Source organism: Vibrio navarrensis (genome assembly GCF_015767675.1).
Classification (GTDB): domain Bacteria; phylum Pseudomonadota; class Gammaproteobacteria; order Enterobacterales; family Vibrionaceae; genus Vibrio.
In genome coordinates, this window is record NZ_CP065217.1 from 655,252 (window position 1) to 674,786 (window position 19,535).

Consider the following 19,535-nt stretch of genomic DNA (forward strand, 5'->3'; position numbering starts at 1 on the left):
AAAATTAAGGGATGAATACCTGAGTAAAATAGTCAAATAAATACTTGACCGTTTTACTCGGGTATGGAAAAATCTATCCATTGTAAAAGTGTGGATACGGTGTGTTATGAAACTGACCTCTAAGGGAAGATATGCGGTAACAGCAATGCTGGATGTGGCGCTGCATTCGCAAAAAAGTCCTGTTCCTCTGGCTGACATTTCTGAGCGTCAGGGGATTTCGCTCTCTTATCTTGAGCAGCTTTTTTCTAAATTGCGTAAAGCAGGCTTAGTTGCCAGTGTGCGTGGTCCTGGTGGTGGTTACCGCCTAGGCGCTGATGCTTTCTCCATTTCTATTGGTACGGTGATCGCGGCGGTTGATGAGTCGGTTGATGCGACCAAGTGTCAAGGCAAAGGTGACTGCCAAGGCGGCACGCGTTGCCTAACACACACACTATGGCGTGATTTAAGCTCGCGTATTAGTGACTTCTTGAACAACATCACTCTTGGTGAGTTGATGAGCGACAATGAAGTCCTCGAAATTTCTGACCGTCAGGAGATAACCCTAGCGGTAAATCATGGGTTGGCTAACAAAAATACAAGCACCGCGCCCATCGGTGTAAATTTCCGCTCTTAAGCGGTCAGCATGTTTACATTGGAGTGAAGAATGAAACTGCCTATTTATCTAGACTATTCGGCAACGTGCCCCGTTGATCCTCGCGTCGCTGAGAAAATGGTTCAGCACATGACGATGGACGGTATTTTTGGTAACCCGGCGTCACGTTCTCATCGTTACGGTTGGCAGGCGGAAGAAGCGGTCGACACCGCTCGTGAGCAAATTGCCGATCTGCTTAATGCAGACCCACGTGAAATTGTTTTCACTTCGGGTGCAACCGAGTCAGATAACCTGGCAATCAAAGGCGCGGCCCATTTCTATTCAAAGCAAGGCAAGCACATTATTACTTGCAAAACAGAGCACAAAGCGGTGCTCGACACGACTCGCCAACTAGAGCGTGAAGGTTTTGAAGTGACTTACCTTGAGCCTGAAGCGAACGGCATCATCGATCTGAACAAACTCGAAGCCGCGATGCGTGACGACACAGTTCTCGTCTCCATCATGCACGTCAACAATGAAATTGGCGTGATTCAAGACATCGCTGCGATTGGTGAATTGTGCCGTGCGCGCAAGATCATTTTCCACGTGGATGCTGCGCAATCTGCCGGTAAAGTGCCGATTGACGTTCAAGCGATGAAAGTGGACTTGATTTCACTCTCAGCACACAAGATTTATGGTCCGAAAGGTATCGGCGCACTCTACATACGCCGTAAACCACGTATTCGTCTTGAGTCACAAATGCATGGCGGCGGTCATGAGCGCGGTTTCCGCTCTGGCACTCTGGCTACTCACCAAATCGTTGGCATGGGTGAAGCGTTCCGTATCGCCAAAGAAGAGATGCAAAAAGATTACGACCATGCATTGGCATTGCGTAACCGTCTGCTTGATGGCGTTAAAGACATGGAAGCGGTCACGGTCAACGGCGATCTTGATCTGCGCGTCCCACATAACCTCAACGTCAGTTTCGCTTTCGTTGAAGGCGAGTCTCTACTGATGTCGCTAAAAGATCTCGCGGTTTCATCAGGCAGTGCGTGTACTTCAGCCAGCCTTGAGCCATCTTACGTGCTGCGTGCACTTGGCTTGAATGACGAACTGGCTCACAGCTCGATTCGTTTCTCCTTTGGTCGTTTTACCACCGAAGAAGAGATTGACTACGTTATTGAACAGATCCGTGTAGCCGTAAACAAGCTACGCGACATGTCTCCTCTATGGGATATGTACAAAGATGGGGTTGACTTGAACACGGTTGAGTGGGCGCACCACTAAGCACAAGTTAATCCAGAGCAATTTATAGAGGATTCGAGGGAAATATCATGGCATACAGCGAAAAAGTAATTGATCACTACGAGAACCCACGTAACGTTGGTTCGTTTGACAAAGACGACCCGTCTATCGGTAGTGGTATGGTTGGCGCACCCGCTTGTGGTGACGTAATGAAACTGCAGATCAAAGTGACGCCAGAAGGCATCATCGAAGACGCGAAGTTTAAAACCTACGGTTGTGGCAGTGCGATCGCATCCAGCTCACTGGTTACTGAGTGGGTGAAAGGCAAGAGCATTGAAGAAGCGGCGTCGATCAAAAACTCTGAGATAGCCGAAGAGTTAGAGTTGCCACCAGTGAAAGTGCACTGCTCTATTCTCGCCGAAGACGCGATTAAAGCCGCAGTTGCGGATTACAAGAAAAAACACCAACTTTAAGCCACTCTTTACAGCTATAATGGGAGCCTTTTCGCTCCCATTAGAATCGTCAACACATTAACTAAGGTGCAGTATGGCCGTTACACTAACAGAAAGCGCAGCAAGTCGAGTAAGAGCATTCCTTGATAACCGTGGTAAAGGGATTGGTTTGCGTCTGGGAGTGAAAACCACTGGCTGTTCAGGTATGGCGTATGTGCTGGAATTTGTTGATGAACTGAATGAAGAAGACGAAGTATTCGAACATTCAGGCGTGAAAGTGATTATCGACAAAAAGAGTTTGGTGTATCTCGACGGCACCCAGCTTGACTATGTCAAAGAAGGGTTGAACGAAGGTTTTGAGTTCAATAACCCGAATGTGAAAAGTGAATGTGGTTGTGGTGAAAGCTTCAACGTCTAACGACTGAAGTTCTGGGCCTGATGGCTCAGAACGTTTAATCAAGGGCCAGAACTCGATGAATCACTTTGAACTATTTGGGCTACCAACTCAGTATCAGCTGGATGGTAGCCTTCTTTCTTCTCAGTTCCGGGAATTGCAAAAGCGTTTCCATCCGGATAACTTTGCCACCGCTTCTGAGCGGGATCGCTTGCTGGCGGTGCAAAAAGCGGCACAAATCAACGACGCTTACCAAGTTTTGAAACATCCCATTTCTCGCGCGGAATATTTATTGGCGCAAAATGGGGTGGAAATTCGTGGTGAGCAACAAACTTTACAAGACCCGATGTTCCTCATGGAGCAGATGGAGCTGAGAGAAGAGCTCGAAGCGATCCCAAGCGCTTCAGACGCACAAGATGTATTGGCGGAATTTGATGCTCGAGTGAGCAAAATGTATAAGCAGCATCTGAGTGCGATAGAGCAAGAGCTTAACGATACTCTGTGGCAGCAAGCCGCAGATCGTGTTCGTAAGCTGAAATTTATTGCCAAATTAAAGAACGAAATCGAACTAGTGGAAGAGAAGCTCTTCGGCTAGTTGAAAAACAAGGATCCATCATGGCATTACTTCAAATCGCAGAACCGGGTCAGAGCTCGGCACCTCATGAGCACAAGCTCGCGGCTGGTATTGATCTCGGCACAACCAATTCACTGGTTGCTTCGGTACGAAGTGGTGAGGCCACCACATTAAAAGATGAGCAAGGGCGAAGCCTGTTGCCTTCGGTTGTGAATTACGCCGGTGAAACGCTTTTGGTCGGATATGAGGCAAAAGCCCAAGCGGAAATTCAACCAGAAGAGACGGTCATCTCCGTTAAACGTCTGCTTGGCCGCTCATTGCAAGACATTCAGGCGCGCTATCCTTCTTTGCCTTATCAGTTCAAGAGCAGTGAGAATGGTTTGCCAGTGCTGTGCACTCAGCAAGGCGATAAAAACCCGATTGAAGTGTCGGCAGACATTCTCAAAGTACTGGCAAAACGCGCGGAAGAGACACTCGGTGGCGAACTCGCTGGTGTGGTGATTACCGTTCCTGCTTATTTTGATGATGCGCAGCGTGCTGGCACGAAAGATGCCGCCAAGCTTGCTGGTTTACACGTGTTGCGTCTGCTCAATGAACCGACGGCGGCGGCGATTGCGTATGGGCTAGATTCTGGTCAGGAAGGCGTGATTGCCGTCTACGATTTGGGCGGCGGTACTTTTGATATCTCCATTTTACGTCTTTCGAAAGGGGTGTTTGAGGTATTGGCAACGGGGGGGGATTCCGCACTCGGCGGCGATGACTTTGACCATCTGCTAGCAGATTATCTCAAAGAGAAAGCAGGGCTGGTTTCCCCGCTCTCTGCTGAGCAAAATCGGGTTCTGCTCAATATTGCCACGGCAACCAAAATCGCTTTTTCTGAAAAAGAAAGTGTTGAGGTTGATGTCTTTGGCTGGAAGGGTGAGGTCACCCGTGAGCAGTTTGAAGATCTCATTCGTCCGTTAGTGAAAAAAACCTTGATGTCCTGTCGCCGCGCGCTGAAAGATGCTGATGTTGAAACGGACGAAGTGTTGCAAGTGGTGATGGTTGGCGGCTCAACTCGCACCTTATTGGTGCGTGAGATGGTCGGCGAATTTTTCGGACGTACACCACTGACTAACATTAATCCAGACGAAGTCGTGGCAATTGGTGCGGGTATTCAGGCTGACATTTTGGCTGGTAACAAGCCGGATTCAGAGATGCTATTGCTGGATGTGATCCCGCTCTCACTCGGCATTGAAACCATAGGTGGTTTGGTGGAGAAAATTATCCCGCGCAATACCACTATTCCTGTCGCGCGCGCTCAGGAGTTCACCACGTTTAAAGATGGTCAAACCGCAATGAGCGTGCACGTGGTGCAAGGTGAGCGCGAAATGGTCGGCGATTGCCGCTCGCTGGCTCGCTTCTCGCTTAAAGGCATTCCGCCTATGACGGCAGGGGCTGCACATATTCGCGTGACTTATCAAGTGGATGCCGACGGTCTTCTATCAGTAACCGCCATGGAAAAGAGCACTGGAGTTCAGTCTGAAATCCAAGTCAAGCCGTCTTATGGCCTGAGCGATAATGAAGTGGCCAACATGTTGCGTGACTCGATGACCTACGCCAAAGAAGACATGCAAGCGCGTGCGCTGGCTGAGCAACGAGTCGAAGCTGACCGCGTGATTGAAGGGCTGATTTCTGCGCTGCAAGCGGATGGCGATGCGCTGCTTAGCGAAGAAGAAAAACAGGCGCTAATGCAAGCGATTGAATCTTTGATTGCGCTGCGTAACGGCGATGATGCCACTGCGATCGAGCAGGGAATTAAAGATACCGATAAAGCGAGCCAAGATTTTGCATCGCGTCGCATGGATAAATCGATCCGTGCCGCTCTGGCTGGCCAGTCAATCGACACTATTTAAGAGATAAAAAGTATGCCTAAGATTATTGTACTGCCTCATGAAGATCTATGCCCTGAAGGCGCGGTGTTAGAAGCCCAAGCAGGTGAGACTGTGCTGGATGTGGCACTGAAAAACGGGATTGCGATTGAACACGCGTGTGAGAAATCTTGCGCCTGTACAACCTGTCACGTGATTATCCGTGAAGGCTTTGACTCTCTTGATGAAAGTGACGAATTAGAAGACGACATGCTCGATAAAGCTTGGGGGCTTGAGCCGGAATCTCGCCTTGGCTGCCAAGCGAAGATCGCTGATGAAGATCTGGTGGTTGAGATCCCGAAATATACGCTTAACCACGCATCGGAAGATCACTAATTATTGCCATACAAAGGCTGCTTGGCTAAATGCACTGAGGAAAAGTTATGAAATGGACAGATTCGCGAGACATCGCTATCGAACTGTGTGAAAAGTTCCCAAATACGGATCCTAAGACGGTTCGCTTTACCGACTTGCATCAGTGGATCCTAGAATTGGACGATTTTGACGATGAACCAAACCGTTCCAATGAAAAAATCCTCGAAGCGGTTATCTTGTGCTGGCTGGATGAGTGGCAATAAAACCCAGCTCAGTTAACAATTTTTATTAAAAAATACGGACCTTATGGTCCGTTTTTTTATCAAGTTGACATTTCTGCCCTACATAATGCTAACATCCGTGGGTTATTAAAAAAGAAAGGCGTAGGTAACGCCGTTATAAGGCAAGGAGAAACCATGTCTACACAGATGTCTGTATATTTAAGCCAGGAGGCTGCAGCTCCACAGTGGGGTGAAAAAGCACTGGTCTCGTTCAATGACAACGGGGCGACCATTCACCTCGGAGAAAAGACCGACTTGGTGAAAATCCAACGTGCGGCACGTAAATTCGATGGACAAGGCGTAAAAGCGGTGATGCTCGTGGGCGACGGGTGGAACCTTGATGCCGTTTGGGCATTTTATCAGGGCTATCGCAGTCCAAAGAAACAAAATCAGTTGGAATGGGTTGCGCTCGAAGAAAAAGCGCAAGCGGAATTAGACGCTCGCATTAAAGCAACCGAGTTTACGCGCGATATCATTAACAAGCCGGCAGAAGAAGTCGCGCCACGTCAATTGGCCACCATGGCGGCGGAGTTTATCCGTTCAGTGGCACCAGAAGGCACCGTCACCGCTCGCATCGTCAAAGATAAAGATTTGCTGGCTGAAGGTTGGGAAGGGATTTACGCGGTGGGTCGCGGTTCTGAGCGCACCTCGGCGATGCTACAACTCGACTACAACCCAACCGGTGATGAAAACGCGCCTGTCTGGGCCTGTTTGGTCGGCAAAGGCATCACGTTTGACTCTGGCGGTTACAGCATCAAGCCATCCAACTTTATGGATGCGATGAAAGCGGACATGGGCGGCTCCGGCACTATCACTGGCGGTTTAGGCTTAGCGATCATGCGTGGTCTGAATAAGCGCGTGAAGTTAATATTGTGCTGCGCAGAAAACATGATCTCCGGCCGTGCGCTGAAACTGGGCGATATTATCACCTACAAAAACGGCAAAACGGTTGAAATCATGAACACCGACGCAGAAGGGCGTCTGGTTTTGGCCGACGGTCTGATCTACGCCTGTGAACACAATCCTGAGTTGATCATCGATTGTGCGACACTAACTGGTGCGGCAAAAAATGCACTGGGTAATGACTACCACGCACTTCTGACTTTTGATCAAGCCCTAGCACAACAAGCGCTAGCGGCCGCAGATGAAGAGAAAGAAGGCTTGTGGCCTCTGCCGCTGGCGGAGTTTCATCGTGAAATGTTGCCTTCAAACTTTGCCGACCTGTCGAACATCAGTGGTGGTGATTATTCACCGGGCGCGAGCACCGCAGCGGCGTTTCTTTCTTACTTTGTGGAAGACTACCAAAAAGGTTGGCTGCATTTTGACTGCTCTGGCACGTACCGTAAGTCTGCCAGCGACAAGTGGTCAGCGGGAGCAACCGGCATGGGGGTTTGTACCTTAGCGCGTATTCTCACTGAACAAGCGAGCAAATAAATTCACTAAGGCGGCCGTTTTCGGCTGCTTACTATAACAACGAATGAAGTAAAAGGACTCCTTATGGCTCTAGAGAGAACATTTTCTATTATCAAGCCCGACGCTGTAGAACGTAACCTGATCGGCGAGATTTACCATCGTATCGAGAAAGCGGGTCTGCGTATTATTGCCGCTAAAATGGTGCAACTGAACGACGAACAGGCCAGTGGCTTTTATGCGGAACACGAAGGTAAAGCGTTTTTCCAACCACTCAAAGAGTTTATGACCTCGGGTCCTATTATGGTGCAAGTGTTGGAAGGCGAAAACGCCATCGCTCGTTACCGTGAACTGATGGGAAAAACCAATCCAGAAGAAGCGGCGTGTGGCACGATTCGTGCGGACTATGCGCTGAGCATGCGTCACAACTCAGTGCACGGCAGTGATAGCCCAGCATCGGCTGAGCGTGAAATCGCCTTCTTTTTCCCTGAGTCAGAAATCTGTCCTCGTTAATCGTTTGAGCAGAGCAAACCCAGCCGTAAACGCTGGGTTTTTTGTTTTCTGTGTACTTGTTTTCGCCATTGAGCAAGGTTCTCAAGCAGACGTTAAATTCGGTTAAAAAATAATCGCAGAGGATTTAATCTCTTAGCAAATCCGGGGTTTTACAACCCTTGTTGTCACTGCGTAAAGCCTGTACAATTCGCGCCCTTAATCTTGTTCAGTCATTGAGAGGCAACATGAGCACTGGGAAAATTAATCTACTCGACTTTGATCGCCAAGGCATGCGTGAGCTTTTCGCCCAAGAGTTAGGCGAGAAAGCATTTCGTGCCGATCAGGTTATGAAGTGGATCTACCATTTCGGTGTGGATGACTTCGATAACATGACCAACATCAATAAGAACTTGCGAGAAAAGCTTAAGCAGAAATGTGAAATTGTCGCTCCGGTGGTCTCTGAAGCTCAGCACTCATCGGATGGCACCATCAAGTGGGCAATGCGCGTTGGTGATCAAGATGTTGAAACCGTCTACATTCCTGAAGAAGATCGCGCGACCTTGTGTGTCTCTTCTCAGGTGGGGTGTGCGCTGGAATGTAAATTCTGCTCAACGGCACAGCAAGGTTTTAACCGTAACCTCAAAGTATCGGAAATCATCGGTCAAGTATGGCGTGCCGCGCGTGAAATCGGTCTGGAAAAAGAGACGGGTCGACGTCCAATCACTAACGTGGTGATGATGGGGATGGGTGAGCCACTGCTTAATATGAAAAACCTGATCCCGGCACTGGAAATTATGCTCGATGATCTCGGTTTTGGTCTGTCGAAGCGTCGTGTGACTGTTTCTACCTCTGGCGTGGTCTCTGGCTTGGATCAGATGACGGGCAAAATCGACGTGGCTCTTGCTATCTCTTTGCATGCGCCGAACGACAAACTGCGTAGCGAAATTATGCCGATTAACGATCGTTGGGACATTCAAGACTTCCTAGCATCCGTGCGTCGTTACATCGCGTCATCGAATGCCAATCGCGGCAAAGTGACGGTGGAATACGTTCTACTGGATCACGTTAATGACGGAACCGAGCACGCGCATGAGTTGGCGCAGTTGATGAAAGACACCCCTTGTAAGATCAACTTGATCCCATTCAACCCGTACCCAGGTTCGCCATATAAAAAACCAAGCAACTCGCGTATTGACCGCTTTCAAAAAACCTTGATGCAATACGAGCACACCGTCACTATCCGTAAAACTCGTGGGGATGATATCGATGCTGCGTGTGGCCAATTGGTCGGTGATGTGATTGATCGAACCAAACGTACTGCGGTGCTCAAAGCGGCTAAAGGGGAAACCATCGAAGTTCGCGCGCTGTAACCGTCTCCTATCTAAGTCAGCCAGAGCCATGCTCTGGCTGTTTTATTTCAATCTTCGGGCACTTTTTGTCCACCATTTCTTGCCATTTCCAGCGTTATTGGACGATAGTTCGAATTTCTTGTGTCAAGTTTTGGACAAAAGCTTGAGCTGAGGGTAAATTTCTCAGCAAAGAGTTTTTGTCAATTCAAGACATTGGCTTATCATGAGTAAAGCATGTTTAGCCTTGGCGGATAAAATGTGCTAGAAATCTTCCCAATAGCACAATACTCAGTAGCCAGTTCGGTTCGAGGGAAGTCTCTTTATAATCTGATCTACAGATTGTTCACTCTTAGGCACACGCAAAAATAACGATAGAGAAAAAGAGAGTGCGGGTGTTAATTAAAAAAGATTTTAAGAAGTTATGACGACAGAAAACGAAAATTTAGCACAAACATCCCATGACACCGCTCCGGCAATTGAAGTCGGCACGTTGCTTAAGCGTAAGCGCGAAGAGCTGGGTTATAGCCAAAAACAAGTGGCGGATCGCCTGCGGTTGCGTTTGGCGGTGATAGAACAAATCGATAGCAACCAACTTGCCACCGATCAAGTAGCCACCTTTACCCGTGGCTATTTACGCTCTTATGCCCGATTGGTTGGCGTGGACGAAGCGGTTGTTTTAGCCGCTTTGGATGATGCGGGCGATGCACAGCACCAAGAGCAGGAGATGCAAAGTTTTTCTCGCAAGACCAAAACGGAAAAACACAACAGCCGTATCATGCTCATCACCTGGGGCGTGTTTATCATTATTATCGGGATTTCTTCCCTGTGGTGGTGGCAAAACCAACGAGATAACAGTCTTTCCCAATCGGTGAATGATACTTCGGCAGTCGAGGTACCAGCGGTGGTGGAAGAGAGCGAAAACATACCCGCGCTAGATGACGTGGTCATGCAAGAACTGACGGTTGCTCCTGAGGAGGTCGATCCTTCTGTTGTTGAGGAACCATTTCCAGACGCAACGCCTGATGTAGAGCTTGTTGAAGAGCCTGCTGCGGTTGAAGCCGAAGTGGCTGAATCCGTGCAAACTTCTCCTACGTTGGCAAGCGATCAACAAATGATCACCATGACCTTTGAAGCCGATTGCTGGATCCAAGTGAAAGACGCACAGGGCAATACATTGATTTCTGGTATCCGCAAAGCGGGACAAGATCTTGAGCTCTCAGGAGAAGCTCCGTTTAAAGTCATTTTAGGTGCGCCAGAAGGCGTCGCCATGACATTTGCAAGTGAACCTGTCGACCTTTCTCGGTATACTGCAGGCAAAGTAGCAAGATTCACCTTACCTTTATAAAGAATTATGCACAACGAATCTCCAATTATCCGTCGTAAATCGACGCGTATCTACGTGGGTAATGTTCCTATTGGTGATGGCGCACCGATCGCGGTGCAGTCCATGACGAATACCCGAACCACCGACGTTGAAGCCACGGTCGCACAAATCAAAGCACTGGAAAAAGTGGGTGCTGATATTGTTCGTGTTTCTGTGCCAACCATGGATGCCGCTGAAGCATTTAAACTGATTAAGCAGCAGGTATCGGTGCCGTTGGTGGCCGACATTCATTTCGACTATCGCATCGCCCTAAAAGTGGCGGAATACGGTGTCGATTGTTTGCGAATTAACCCTGGCAACATAGGGAACGAGGAGCGTATTCGCTCGGTGGTTGATTGCGCCCGCGATAAAAATATCCCGATCCGCATTGGTGTTAATGGCGGTTCTCTGGAAAAAGATCTGCAAATGAAATATGGCGAACCGACCCCAGCCGCTTTGGTGGAGTCGGCGATGCGCCACGTTGATATCCTAGACCGTCTCAACTTTGATCAGTTTAAAGTCAGCGTCAAAGCATCGGATGTATTCCTTGCGGTTGATTCCTACCGCCTGCTGGCAAAGAAAATCGATCAACCACTGCATTTGGGGATTACCGAAGCAGGTGGCGCGCGCGCGGGCTCGGTGAAGTCAGCTGTTGGCCTTGGTATGCTGCTGGCCGAAGGCATTGGCGACACCTTGCGTATCTCGCTGGCGGCTAATCCGGTTGAAGAGATCAAAGTCGGCTTTGATATCCTCAAATCGCTGCGTATTCGCTCTCGAGGTATCAACTTTATTGCCTGTCCTTCGTGTTCGCGTCAGGAATTTGATGTTATCAATACAGTGAATGCGTTAGAAGAGCGCTTAGAGGACATCATCACACCGATGGATGTCTCGATCATCGGTTGCGTGGTGAATGGCCCGGGCGAAGCGGAAGTGTCTCACCTTGGCCTTGCGGGCAGCAACAAGAAGAGCGCTTTCTATGAAGACGGTAAGCGTCAGAAAGAGCGTTTCGATAACGATGACTTGGTGAATCAGTTGGAAGCAAAAATTCGTGCTAAAGCGGCGCGGATGGACGCAAGCAACCGCATCGACGTGAAAGTTCACGATTAATCTCAGTACCCGTTACGGTTCAGCAAACGAACGGGTAGTCAGCAACATTACGGTAACTATTGTGGCAAAAACAATTCAAGCAATCCGAGGTATGAACGACTGCCTCCCAACTCAATCACCGCTGTGGCAGAAATTAGAAAACACAGTGAAGAATGTCATCAGCGCCTACGGCTACAATGAAGTGCGCATGCCAATTGTTGAGATGACCCATCTGTTTAGCCGCGCTATTGGTGAAGTGACCGATGTGGTTGAGAAAGAGATGTACACCTTTGAGGATCGCAACGGCGATAGCCTGACCTTGCGTCCGGAAGGCACCGCGGGCTGTGTCCGTGCCGGGATCGAAAATGGTCTTTTGTACAATCAAGAGCAACGTTTGTGGTACATCGGGCCGATGTTCCGTCATGAGCGCCCGCAAAAAGGTCGTTATCGCCAATTCCACCAGTGTGGTGTTGAAGTGTTCGGCTTGGATGGCCCAGATGTGGATGCTGAACTTATCATGATGACCGCGCGCCTATGGCGTGAACTGGGCATCGACAAGCACGTGCGCTTAGAGTTGAACTCGATTGGTTCATTGGAAGCGCGTGCCAACTACCGCAGCGCATTGATTGAGTTTCTTGAGCAACACATCGAAGTGCTTGATGAAGACTGTAAACGCCGTATGCACACCAACCCACTGCGCGTGCTGGATTCTAAAAATCCAGAGGTGCAGGCAATTTTAGGTGATGCGCCATGTCTGGCCGATTATTTGGATGAAGAGTCCAAGCAACATTTTGCAGGTTTGTGTGAACTTCTTGACGCCGCGGGTATCGAATACACAGTCAATCAGCGCCTCGTTCGCGGCCTGGATTATTACAATCGTACGGTTTTTGAGTGGATTACTGAGAGCTTAGGTTCGCAAGGCACTGTGTGTGGAGGTGGTCGTTACGATGGCCTCGTTGAGCAACTTGGCGGTAAGCCAACGACAGCGGTTGGTTTTGCCATGGGGCTTGAGCGCTTAGTATTGATGCTCGAAACTCTAGAACTGACGGACGTGCGTCGCAGTGTCGATGTGTACGTAGTAACCGCAGGTGAAGGGACTATGATGGCAGGCATGAAGCTGGCTGAGCAATTACGTGAATCGCTTCCCGGCGTGCGGGTAATGAATCACTTTGGCGGTGGCAACTTCAAGAAGCAGTTCAAGCGTGCAGACAAAGCCGGCGCAGTAGTTGCGCTCGTGCTGGGCGAACATGAAGTGGCCGATAGTACCGTTGTGCTGAAAGATCTCGCGGGTGGTGAGCAAAACACCTATGCGCAAGCTGAAGTGGCGGCAAAAATCGCTGAACTGATCTAAGTGCAGCAATTTCGAATTTAAATGGCAGGAAAACCTGCCATTTTTGAAGTTTTAAAGAGGACAGGAAGTGGAAGTTTACAATACTGAAGAAGAACAAGTAGAAGCGATAAAAGAGTGGTGGAAAGAGAATGGCAAAGCCGTGATTATCGGCGCTGTTGTTGGTCTTGGCGGTCTTTTTGGTTGGCGTTACTACCAAGATTCTGTGACTTCGGCTCGTGAAGCGGCTTCTCAAAGCTATACTTCCGTAATTAATACTCTGCAAGCGAAAGGTGTGGACGCTGCGGCGGATGTGCAAAGTTTTATCGATGGCAATGAAGTCAAAGAGTACTCTGTGCTGGCGGCTTTGCAACTGGCGAAAACACAAGTGGATGCTGGCGATCTTAACGCTGCGTTAGTGCAGTTAAAATGGGCTCAAAGCAACAGCAAAGATGCCGCCATTATGCCTCTTGTGAGCTATCGGATCGCGCGTATCGAAGCAGCGCTGGGCAACTTTGATGCGGCAAATGCTGAACTGGCTAAAGTGAGCAACAAAGGTTGGACTGGCCGTATTGCCGAACTGCGTGGTGACATTGCTCTGCGTCAAGGTAATAAAGAAGCAGCATACGCTGCTTACTCGGAAGCCCAACAAGCAGAAGATGCTGGTCAAACACTGCAGATGAAGCTTGACGATCTAGCGAAATAAGGACTTCATGGCATGAAGAATGTGTTCAGAAGAGCCGTATTAGGACTGATCACGGTTGGTATTCTTGCGGGTTGTGCTGGTGAAGAAGACACCATCATTATGGCACCAGTGCCTCAGGTAAAAAGTCAGTTTACTCCAAAGAGTAGCTGGAGTACTTCGGTTGGTGATGGTGTTGGTCATTACTTTTCTAAGCTCGCCCCTGAATACGCTTACGACAAAGTGTTTATCGCCAGTCGTGATGGGGAAGTCAAAGCACTTGATCCGCAAAAAGGCAACACCCTTTGGCGTTCGCAGCTTGGCAAAGACGGCAGCGCGAAGTTGTCGGGTGGCATCACAGCAGCCTACAGTCAGGTTTTCATTGGCAGCGAAAATGGTGAAGTGATCGCGCTAGATCAGGATACTGGCGAAGAGAAATGGCGTGTAACGGTTGCGGGTGAAGTCTTAGCCAAGCCGGTAGCGGAAGGCAGTCTGGTGATTGTGAATACCAGCAATGGTATTCTTATCGCGCTGGATCAAACCAATGGCGAACAGAAATGGGCCATTAGCACCGATGTGCCGAATCTGACCTTACGTGGCGATAGCACGCCGGTGGCGGTTTCTGGTGGGGTATTTTGGGGCACAGCAAATGGTCGATTGGCTGCTGCGATCGTCGAACGCGGTCAACTGATTTGGCAGCAACCTGTTGGTACCCCAAAAGGCGCGACTGAAATTGATCGTCTGGTCGATGTCGACTCCTCGCCGATTTTGCTCGGTGGCACCTTGTACGTAGTCGGTTACAACGGCCAACTGATTGGGATTGATTTGCGCTCAGGTAAAGCAACGTGGAAGCGCAATTACTCTTCAGCCATTGATATGGCGACCGATGGTAGTCGCTTGTTTCTTGTTACAGACAAAGATCATTTAGTCGCAGTAGATGCCCGTAGCGGTACTGAGCTGTGGGAAAATGCTCAGTTGCAGCACCGCTTGCTGACTGCGCCAGTGCTCGTGGACAACTATCTGGTGGTTGGCGACAGTGAAGGTTATTTGCACTGGTTGGACAAAAGCACAGGCGAGTTTGTTGCACAGCAGATGGTCAACGATAGCGGTTTTGCCATTGGACCGACTGTATTGCCAGACGGTTATCTGATTGTGACTCGTAATGGCAAAATAAAGAAACTGACGCTCAGCCAATAATATCGTGATATAATTCACATTCGGCTCCTGGCTGGTAACAGCTAGGAGCCGTTTTATTGCTGGAAACTTTTGTAAAACTTAAAATAAACCATGTGGTTATAGGTAAAGGCTTGGTGTGGGTTGTGCTAACCCTCGTCGTTACCTATAACTACATACGAACAGATTATTGTAGAGGTTATTATGGTACCTGTTGTTGCCCTAGTTGGGCGTCCGAACGTAGGTAAGTCTACCTTGTTCAACCGTTTGACTCGTTCTCGTGACGCATTGGTGGCAGACTTTCCCGGTCTGACGCGAGATCGTAAGTACGGCCAGGCCAAAGTAGGCGAACACGACTTTATCGTGATTGATACAGGTGGTATCGACGGTTCTGAAGAGGGTGTTGAAACCAAGATGGCGCAGCAGTCACTAGCGGCGATCAATGAAGCCGATGTGGTGCTGTTTATGGTGGATGGTCGTGCTGGTCTGACATCCGCCGACGAAGCGATTGCCGCGCATCTGCGTAAAATCGAAAAGCCAGCCATGCTCGTGGTGAACAAGATCGATGGAATTGACGCCGATGCCGCCAGCGCGGATTTCTGGCAGCTGGGTGTCGATGATATGTACCAGATCGCCGCTGCGCATGGTCGTGGTGTGACTGCGTTGATCGAACGTGCGCTCGATCCTTTCTTTGATAATATGCTCAGCGCTGGTAAAGAAGGTGAAATTGAAGATTTAACCGAATTTGCTGATCAAGATGAAGATCCGTTTGACTACAGTGAAGAAGAAGCGGAAGAAGTATTCAAACGTCTTCAAGATCAGCCAATTAAGCTGGCGATCATTGGTCGTCCCAATGTAGGCAAATCGACGCTGACCAACCGTATTCTAGGTGAAGAGCGTGTCGTGGTGTATGACATGCCTGGAACGACTCGCGACTCTATCTATATTCCAATGGAGCGTGATGGTCGTGAATATGTGTTGATTGATACGGCTGGTGTACGCCGCCGTGGACGCATTAACGAAACAGTAGAAAAATTTTCTGTGGTGAAAACGCTTAAAGCCGTCGAAGATGCTAACGTCGTTCTGCTGGTGATTGATGCGCGTGAGAATATTTCTGATCAAGATTTGAGCTTGCTCGGCTTTGCTCTAAACGCTGGTCGTTCAATTGTTTTGGCGGTCAATAAGTGGGATGGCCTAGATAATGAAGTTAAAGAACATGTGAAGAAAGAGCTCGATCGTCGTCTTGGTTTTGTCGACTTTGCGCGTATTCACTTTATCTCTGCGCTGCACGGTACAGGTGTAGGGCACTTGTTTGAGTCGGTACAGGAAGCGTATCGCTCTGCGACTACTCGAGTGAGTACCTCAGTTCTGACACGCATTATGAAAATGGCAACCGAAGATCACCAACCGCCGATGGTTCGTGGTCGTCGAGTAAAACTGAAGTACGCTCATGCTGGTGGTTACAACCCACCAATTATCGTGATTCACGGTAACATGGTGCGCGAGTTGCCTGACTCTTATAAACGTTATCTGATGAACTACTACCGTAAGTCTTTGGATATCATGGGTACACCGATTCGTATCTTGTTCCAAAACAGCGAAAACCCATTTGAAGGCCGCACCAGCAAGATGACGCTCTCTCAAGAGCGCGCTCGTAAGCGTATGGTTTCAGCGGTGAAGAACCGTAGTAAATAAACCGAGCTTTATATCGAATGCCCAAGTTTTGACTTGGGCTTTTTTTTTACCTACTGTTCTCGTCACTACAGCGTCAAACGGATGTTGTCGGGAAATAGTCTCGAAAAGATCGATCTTAAAAATCCTGAAAAACTGATATTTTTGCTGCTATTGTAGATTATTAATCTGTTTTAAATTGAAATGCAGAACATGTAACTTATGCTTTCGGGCTATGGTGATATAAATATTCTTTTAGACGCTGATCGCTGATCAAATTTCAATAAGCAGACGATCAATATAAGATCATACAAGCGTGTTTCAGTTCAGATTATAGCTATTTTTTCTGTGTTATTCTTTTGACCCAAATATATGAGTGGCTAAAATGTCACCGAAATAATAATAAATCACCGCCATGTAGCGTAAAGTCACGACCGAAGAGTACAGATTATGCACAGTAATAAGCTTTTGCAGGCTCACCGCGCGGTGAATGGCTTGCTGGGTAAATTGGCTCTTGGGCTGGAGAAAGATCAGCTTAATCAAGAGATCATTTCACTGTCAGAACATCTCTTTGGTGAACGCAAGGCTTCGATCTTAAGGTTTGATCCCCAGCAAAATACACTGCACGTCGAATATGCTCCTTCTTTACCCGACTTTTACAACCAAGCAATCGAAGGGGTACGCATCGGTGAAAAGGTGGGGTCTTGCGGCGCTGCAGCTTTCCTACGGCAAACGGTGGTTGCTGAAAACATAAACCATCACTCCAACTGGCAGCCTTATCTCGCGTTAACGCAAAAAGCGAACCTACACGCTTGTTGGTCGGTCCCCGTTTTGTCGCAAGATGAGCAAGTGCTGGGGACCTTTGCTATTTACAGTGAGCAGCCGTCTTCCCCTTCTGAAGCCGAGTTAGAAATTCTGCAGATGTTGGCTTCTTTGTACGCGGTCGCACTAGAGAAATATCAGTGTGAACAGCAGCTCTATGACCATGTTAATCGCGATCCTTTAACCCAATGTTACAATCGGCGAGTGTTGCTACAATCTCCGCATCAGCAGTTCTCCACAGCGGAACATGGGCAAGCGGTGGTTGGCTGCTTTTTTGTCGATGTGGATGACTTTAAATACATCAATGATCGCTTTGGGCATGACGTGGGCGATCAAGTCTTAATTGATCTCGCGCAGTGGCTGATGAGTCGCAGCCCGCAGGAAGCCATGATTGCCCGTTATGGCGGTGATGAGTTTGTCATCATTACTACTTTTGCTTCCGAGCAAGACTTTGAGCACTTTTATCGTCAGTTACGCATCGGGATCAAATTGTTCTTTGTCATAGAAGATTATTCTGTGGCCGTCAGTATTGGTGCGGCATCTACACCGGCGCAAGGGGTGGTTGCTCTCAACGAGCTGATCCGTCAAGCGGATCTCAGCATGTACCGTGTTAAGCGCCAGCACCGTGAGGTAAGTGCAGGCTTGAGCTGAAAGGTCACAATCAACAAGTTGAAGTAAGGTAAGTGTTATGAATGAGAATCTCTGCCCACAGTGTCAAAACGAACTGCAGTGGAATGGCCAATATCATTGCCATCAGTGTGAGCAAGATTTTAAGAAAGTGGGCTTTTGCCCAGAATGTACGGCAGAGTTGGAAAAACTACAGGCGTGCGGCGCCGCAAACTACTTTTGCAATACGTGCAATGAACTCAAATCCAAATCTCGAGTACGGTTTGTCTTTCAGTGCATTAGTTAACGGTCGAGCGAATCTCACCGTCCATTAAACGGGTGACCAGAGTGTCACCTGTTTTTGTTTGTGCCTGGCGGGTAATCACGTCGCCTTGTGCGTTTTGCGTGATCGAATAACCGCGTTTGAGCGTCGCTAGTGGGCTGACAGCATCCAGTTTTTCTGCCGCCAGAGCAATATGGTGGCGAAACGACAGTAATTTTCGCTCCATCGCATCTTGCAGCGCCTGTTCTGCCCGCGCCATTTTGTTTTGTTGCTGGCTAATTTGGCGAACAGGTGACTTGAGTTGTAATTGATGAAAAGCACGCGAGAGTGTGTTTTCTCGTTTAGCGAGATATTTTTCCATCGCCCGTTGCAGTTGAATCTGCAGCTCATCGGCTTGCTGCGCTTGGCGCAACAAACGATAGCGGGGATGCTGCTTCTCCAGGCGATGAGCAAATTCAACCACTTGACGATGTTGTGCGCTTAGGTAGTGGCGCCATGCACTACGCAGTTTCTGTTCTAGGCTGAGAAGCGCTTGATCTTTATGGCTGTGATCACGGCTTACCAGCTCCGCCGCCGCCGATGGGGTCGGGGCACGCAAGTCGGCAACGAAATCGGCGATGGTCACGTCAATTTCATGCCCTACCGCGGAAATGATAGGGATCTGACTGGCGGCAATCGTACGAGCGACAATTTCATGGTTGAAGCACCACAGATCTTCCAGTGAACCGCCACCACGTCCAACGATCAGTACGTCGCACTCATTGCGACTATTGGCTCTGCCGATGGCTTGAGCGATCTGAATCGCCGCTTCTTCCCCTTGAACTAACGTGGGGTAGATAACGACAGGCAAAGAGGGATCTCGCCTTTTCAGTACATCGAGAATATCAAACAGCGCTGCGCCTGTTTTGGAGGTAATAACACCGACACACTTAGGGTGCTCAGGGATCGGCCGTTTGTTCGATTGGGCAAACAAGCCTTCGGCGGCTAATTTCATCTTGAGAGCGTCAAATTGCTGCTGGAGGCGGCCATCGCCTTCCGCTTGCATGCTTTCGATGATTAATTGATAGTCGCCGCGCGGCTCATAGAGCGAAAGCCGAGCACGCACCAGTACTTGATTGCCGTTGGTGGGTTTGAAAGAGACTTGGCGGTTGTTACCGCGAAACATGGCGCATTTGACCTGGGCCATCGAATCTTTAAGAGTGAAATACCAGTGACCAGAGACCGGAGCAGAAAAGTTAGAAATCTCACCGACTAACCACACAATCCCCATCTCATTTTCGAGTAACAGACGAACTTCTGAATTTAAACGCGAGACGGTGAAGATATTTTGGTTGGTCAGAGAAGACAAAGCTAATCCCGTGGACGTGGGTATGGAAGTTAGCCGCAATATAATACATAGCAAGGGGTTGAATGCAAGAAAAAAATTAAAAAATTTGTGGTCAAGCGATTGCGTTGACCGTATAATCCGTCCGCAATATCTAATCCAAATGCAACTGAGTCCCATGACGAGTTGTCCTCATTCCGCGAAA

At 48.8% G+C, this 19,535-nt stretch carries 20 protein-coding genes; 19 read left to right on the forward strand and 1 reads right to left on the reverse strand.

Translation table 11 applies throughout. From position 1 onward, the window contains the following. Window positions 1–106 precede the first annotated feature (106 nt). The 19 genes from iscR to I3X05_RS02970 all read left to right on the forward strand — a co-directional run bounded on the left by iscR (window position 107) and on the right by I3X05_RS02970 (window position 18,030). Window positions 107–613: a Fe-S cluster assembly transcriptional regulator IscR gene (gene iscR / locus I3X05_RS02880; RefSeq protein ID WP_045570597.1), complete on the forward strand. Its 507-nt coding sequence runs from the start codon at window positions 107–109 to the stop codon at window positions 611–613. 30 nt (window positions 614–643) lie between these two features. After that, on the forward strand, window positions 644–1,858 hold the full coding sequence (locus I3X05_RS02885) for an IscS subfamily cysteine desulfurase (RefSeq protein ID WP_045570596.1): 1,215 nt from the start codon (window positions 644–646) through the stop codon (window positions 1,856–1,858). Window positions 1,859–1,905: 47 nt separating this feature from the next. Then, window positions 1,906–2,289 (forward strand): Fe-S cluster assembly scaffold IscU, encoded by a 384-nt coding sequence (gene iscU / locus I3X05_RS02890; RefSeq protein WP_039424283.1) that lies wholly within the window; start codon window positions 1,906–1,908, stop codon window positions 2,287–2,289. A 73-nt stretch (window positions 2,290–2,362) separates the two neighbouring features. Next, window positions 2,363–2,686 carry an iron-sulfur cluster assembly protein IscA gene (gene iscA, locus I3X05_RS02895; RefSeq protein WP_045570595.1) on the forward strand — a complete coding sequence of 108 codons (324 nt, stop codon included), beginning with the start codon at window positions 2,363–2,365 and terminating at the stop codon, window positions 2,684–2,686. A gap of 55 nt (window positions 2,687–2,741) precedes the next feature. Next, window positions 2,742–3,257 (forward strand): co-chaperone HscB, encoded by a 516-nt coding sequence (gene hscB / locus I3X05_RS02900; protein WP_045570594.1) that lies wholly within the window; start codon window positions 2,742–2,744, stop codon window positions 3,255–3,257. Window positions 3,258–3,277: 20 nt separating this feature from the next. Further along, complete coding sequence (gene hscA, locus I3X05_RS02905; protein ID WP_045570593.1) at window positions 3,278–5,131, forward strand: Fe-S protein assembly chaperone HscA; 1,854 nt, start codon at window positions 3,278–3,280, stop codon at window positions 5,129–5,131. 12 nt (window positions 5,132–5,143) lie between these two features. Next, complete coding sequence (gene fdx / locus I3X05_RS02910; RefSeq protein ID WP_039424290.1) at window positions 5,144–5,482, forward strand: ISC system 2Fe-2S type ferredoxin; 339 nt, start codon at window positions 5,144–5,146, stop codon at window positions 5,480–5,482. A gap of 47 nt (window positions 5,483–5,529) precedes the next feature. Beyond that, a complete protein-coding gene (iscX, locus tag I3X05_RS02915; RefSeq protein ID WP_045570592.1) occupies window positions 5,530–5,724 on the forward strand; it encodes a Fe-S cluster assembly protein IscX in 195 nt (64 codons plus the stop codon). A 153-nt stretch (window positions 5,725–5,877) separates the two neighbouring features. Continuing rightward, a complete protein-coding gene (pepB, locus tag I3X05_RS02920) occupies window positions 5,878–7,176 on the forward strand; it encodes an aminopeptidase PepB (RefSeq protein WP_045570591.1) in 1,299 nt (432 codons plus the stop codon). A 63-nt stretch (window positions 7,177–7,239) separates the two neighbouring features. Then, window positions 7,240–7,665, forward strand: a complete 426-nt coding sequence (gene ndk / locus I3X05_RS02925; protein WP_039424295.1) for a nucleoside-diphosphate kinase — start codon at window positions 7,240–7,242, stop codon at window positions 7,663–7,665. A gap of 224 nt (window positions 7,666–7,889) precedes the next feature. Continuing rightward, a complete protein-coding gene (locus I3X05_RS02930; protein WP_039424297.1) occupies window positions 7,890–9,014 on the forward strand; it encodes a bifunctional tRNA (adenosine(37)-C2)-methyltransferase TrmG/ribosomal RNA large subunit methyltransferase RlmN in 1,125 nt (374 codons plus the stop codon). A 400-nt stretch (window positions 9,015–9,414) separates the two neighbouring features. Next, window positions 9,415–10,338 (forward strand): RodZ domain-containing protein, encoded by a 924-nt coding sequence (locus I3X05_RS02935; protein ID WP_045570590.1) that lies wholly within the window; start codon window positions 9,415–9,417, stop codon window positions 10,336–10,338. 6 nt (window positions 10,339–10,344) lie between these two features. Beyond that, window positions 10,345–11,463, forward strand: coding sequence for a flavodoxin-dependent (E)-4-hydroxy-3-methylbut-2-enyl-diphosphate synthase (gene ispG / locus I3X05_RS02940; RefSeq protein WP_039424301.1), 1,119 nt, complete (start codon window positions 10,345–10,347; stop codon window positions 11,461–11,463). Between the two features lie 61 nt (window positions 11,464–11,524). After that, on the forward strand, window positions 11,525–12,793 hold the full coding sequence (gene hisS, locus I3X05_RS02945) for a histidine--tRNA ligase (protein ID WP_045570589.1): 1,269 nt from the start codon (window positions 11,525–11,527) through the stop codon (window positions 12,791–12,793). Window positions 12,794–12,860: 67 nt separating this feature from the next. After that, window positions 12,861–13,475 (forward strand): YfgM family protein, encoded by a 615-nt coding sequence (locus I3X05_RS02950; RefSeq protein WP_337970949.1) that lies wholly within the window; start codon window positions 12,861–12,863, stop codon window positions 13,473–13,475. A gap of 12 nt (window positions 13,476–13,487) precedes the next feature. After that, window positions 13,488–14,648 carry an outer membrane protein assembly factor BamB gene (gene bamB / locus I3X05_RS02955; RefSeq protein ID WP_337970950.1) on the forward strand — a complete coding sequence of 387 codons (1,161 nt, stop codon included), beginning with the start codon at window positions 13,488–13,490 and terminating at the stop codon, window positions 14,646–14,648. A gap of 180 nt (window positions 14,649–14,828) precedes the next feature. Then, on the forward strand, window positions 14,829–16,319 hold the full coding sequence (gene der / locus I3X05_RS02960; RefSeq protein ID WP_045570586.1) for a ribosome biogenesis GTPase Der: 1,491 nt from the start codon (window positions 14,829–14,831) through the stop codon (window positions 16,317–16,319). A 426-nt stretch (window positions 16,320–16,745) separates the two neighbouring features. Then, entirely contained in the window at window positions 16,746–17,768 is a 1,023-nt protein-coding gene (locus I3X05_RS02965) for a sensor domain-containing diguanylate cyclase (protein ID WP_045570585.1), read from the forward strand. A 37-nt stretch (window positions 17,769–17,805) separates the two neighbouring features. Beyond that, window positions 17,806–18,030, forward strand: coding sequence for a zinc ribbon domain-containing protein (locus I3X05_RS02970; RefSeq protein WP_082069687.1), 225 nt, complete (start codon window positions 17,806–17,808; stop codon window positions 18,028–18,030). On the opposite strand, the gene xseA is transcribed toward I3X05_RS02970, so the two are convergent. After that, window positions 18,023–19,354 (reverse strand): exodeoxyribonuclease VII large subunit, encoded by a 1,332-nt coding sequence (xseA, locus tag I3X05_RS02975; RefSeq protein ID WP_045570584.1) that lies wholly within the window; start codon window positions 19,352–19,354, stop codon window positions 18,023–18,025. The two genes, I3X05_RS02970 and xseA, sit on opposite strands and share 8 nt — an antisense overlap. Window positions 19,355–19,535 lie beyond the last annotated feature (181 nt).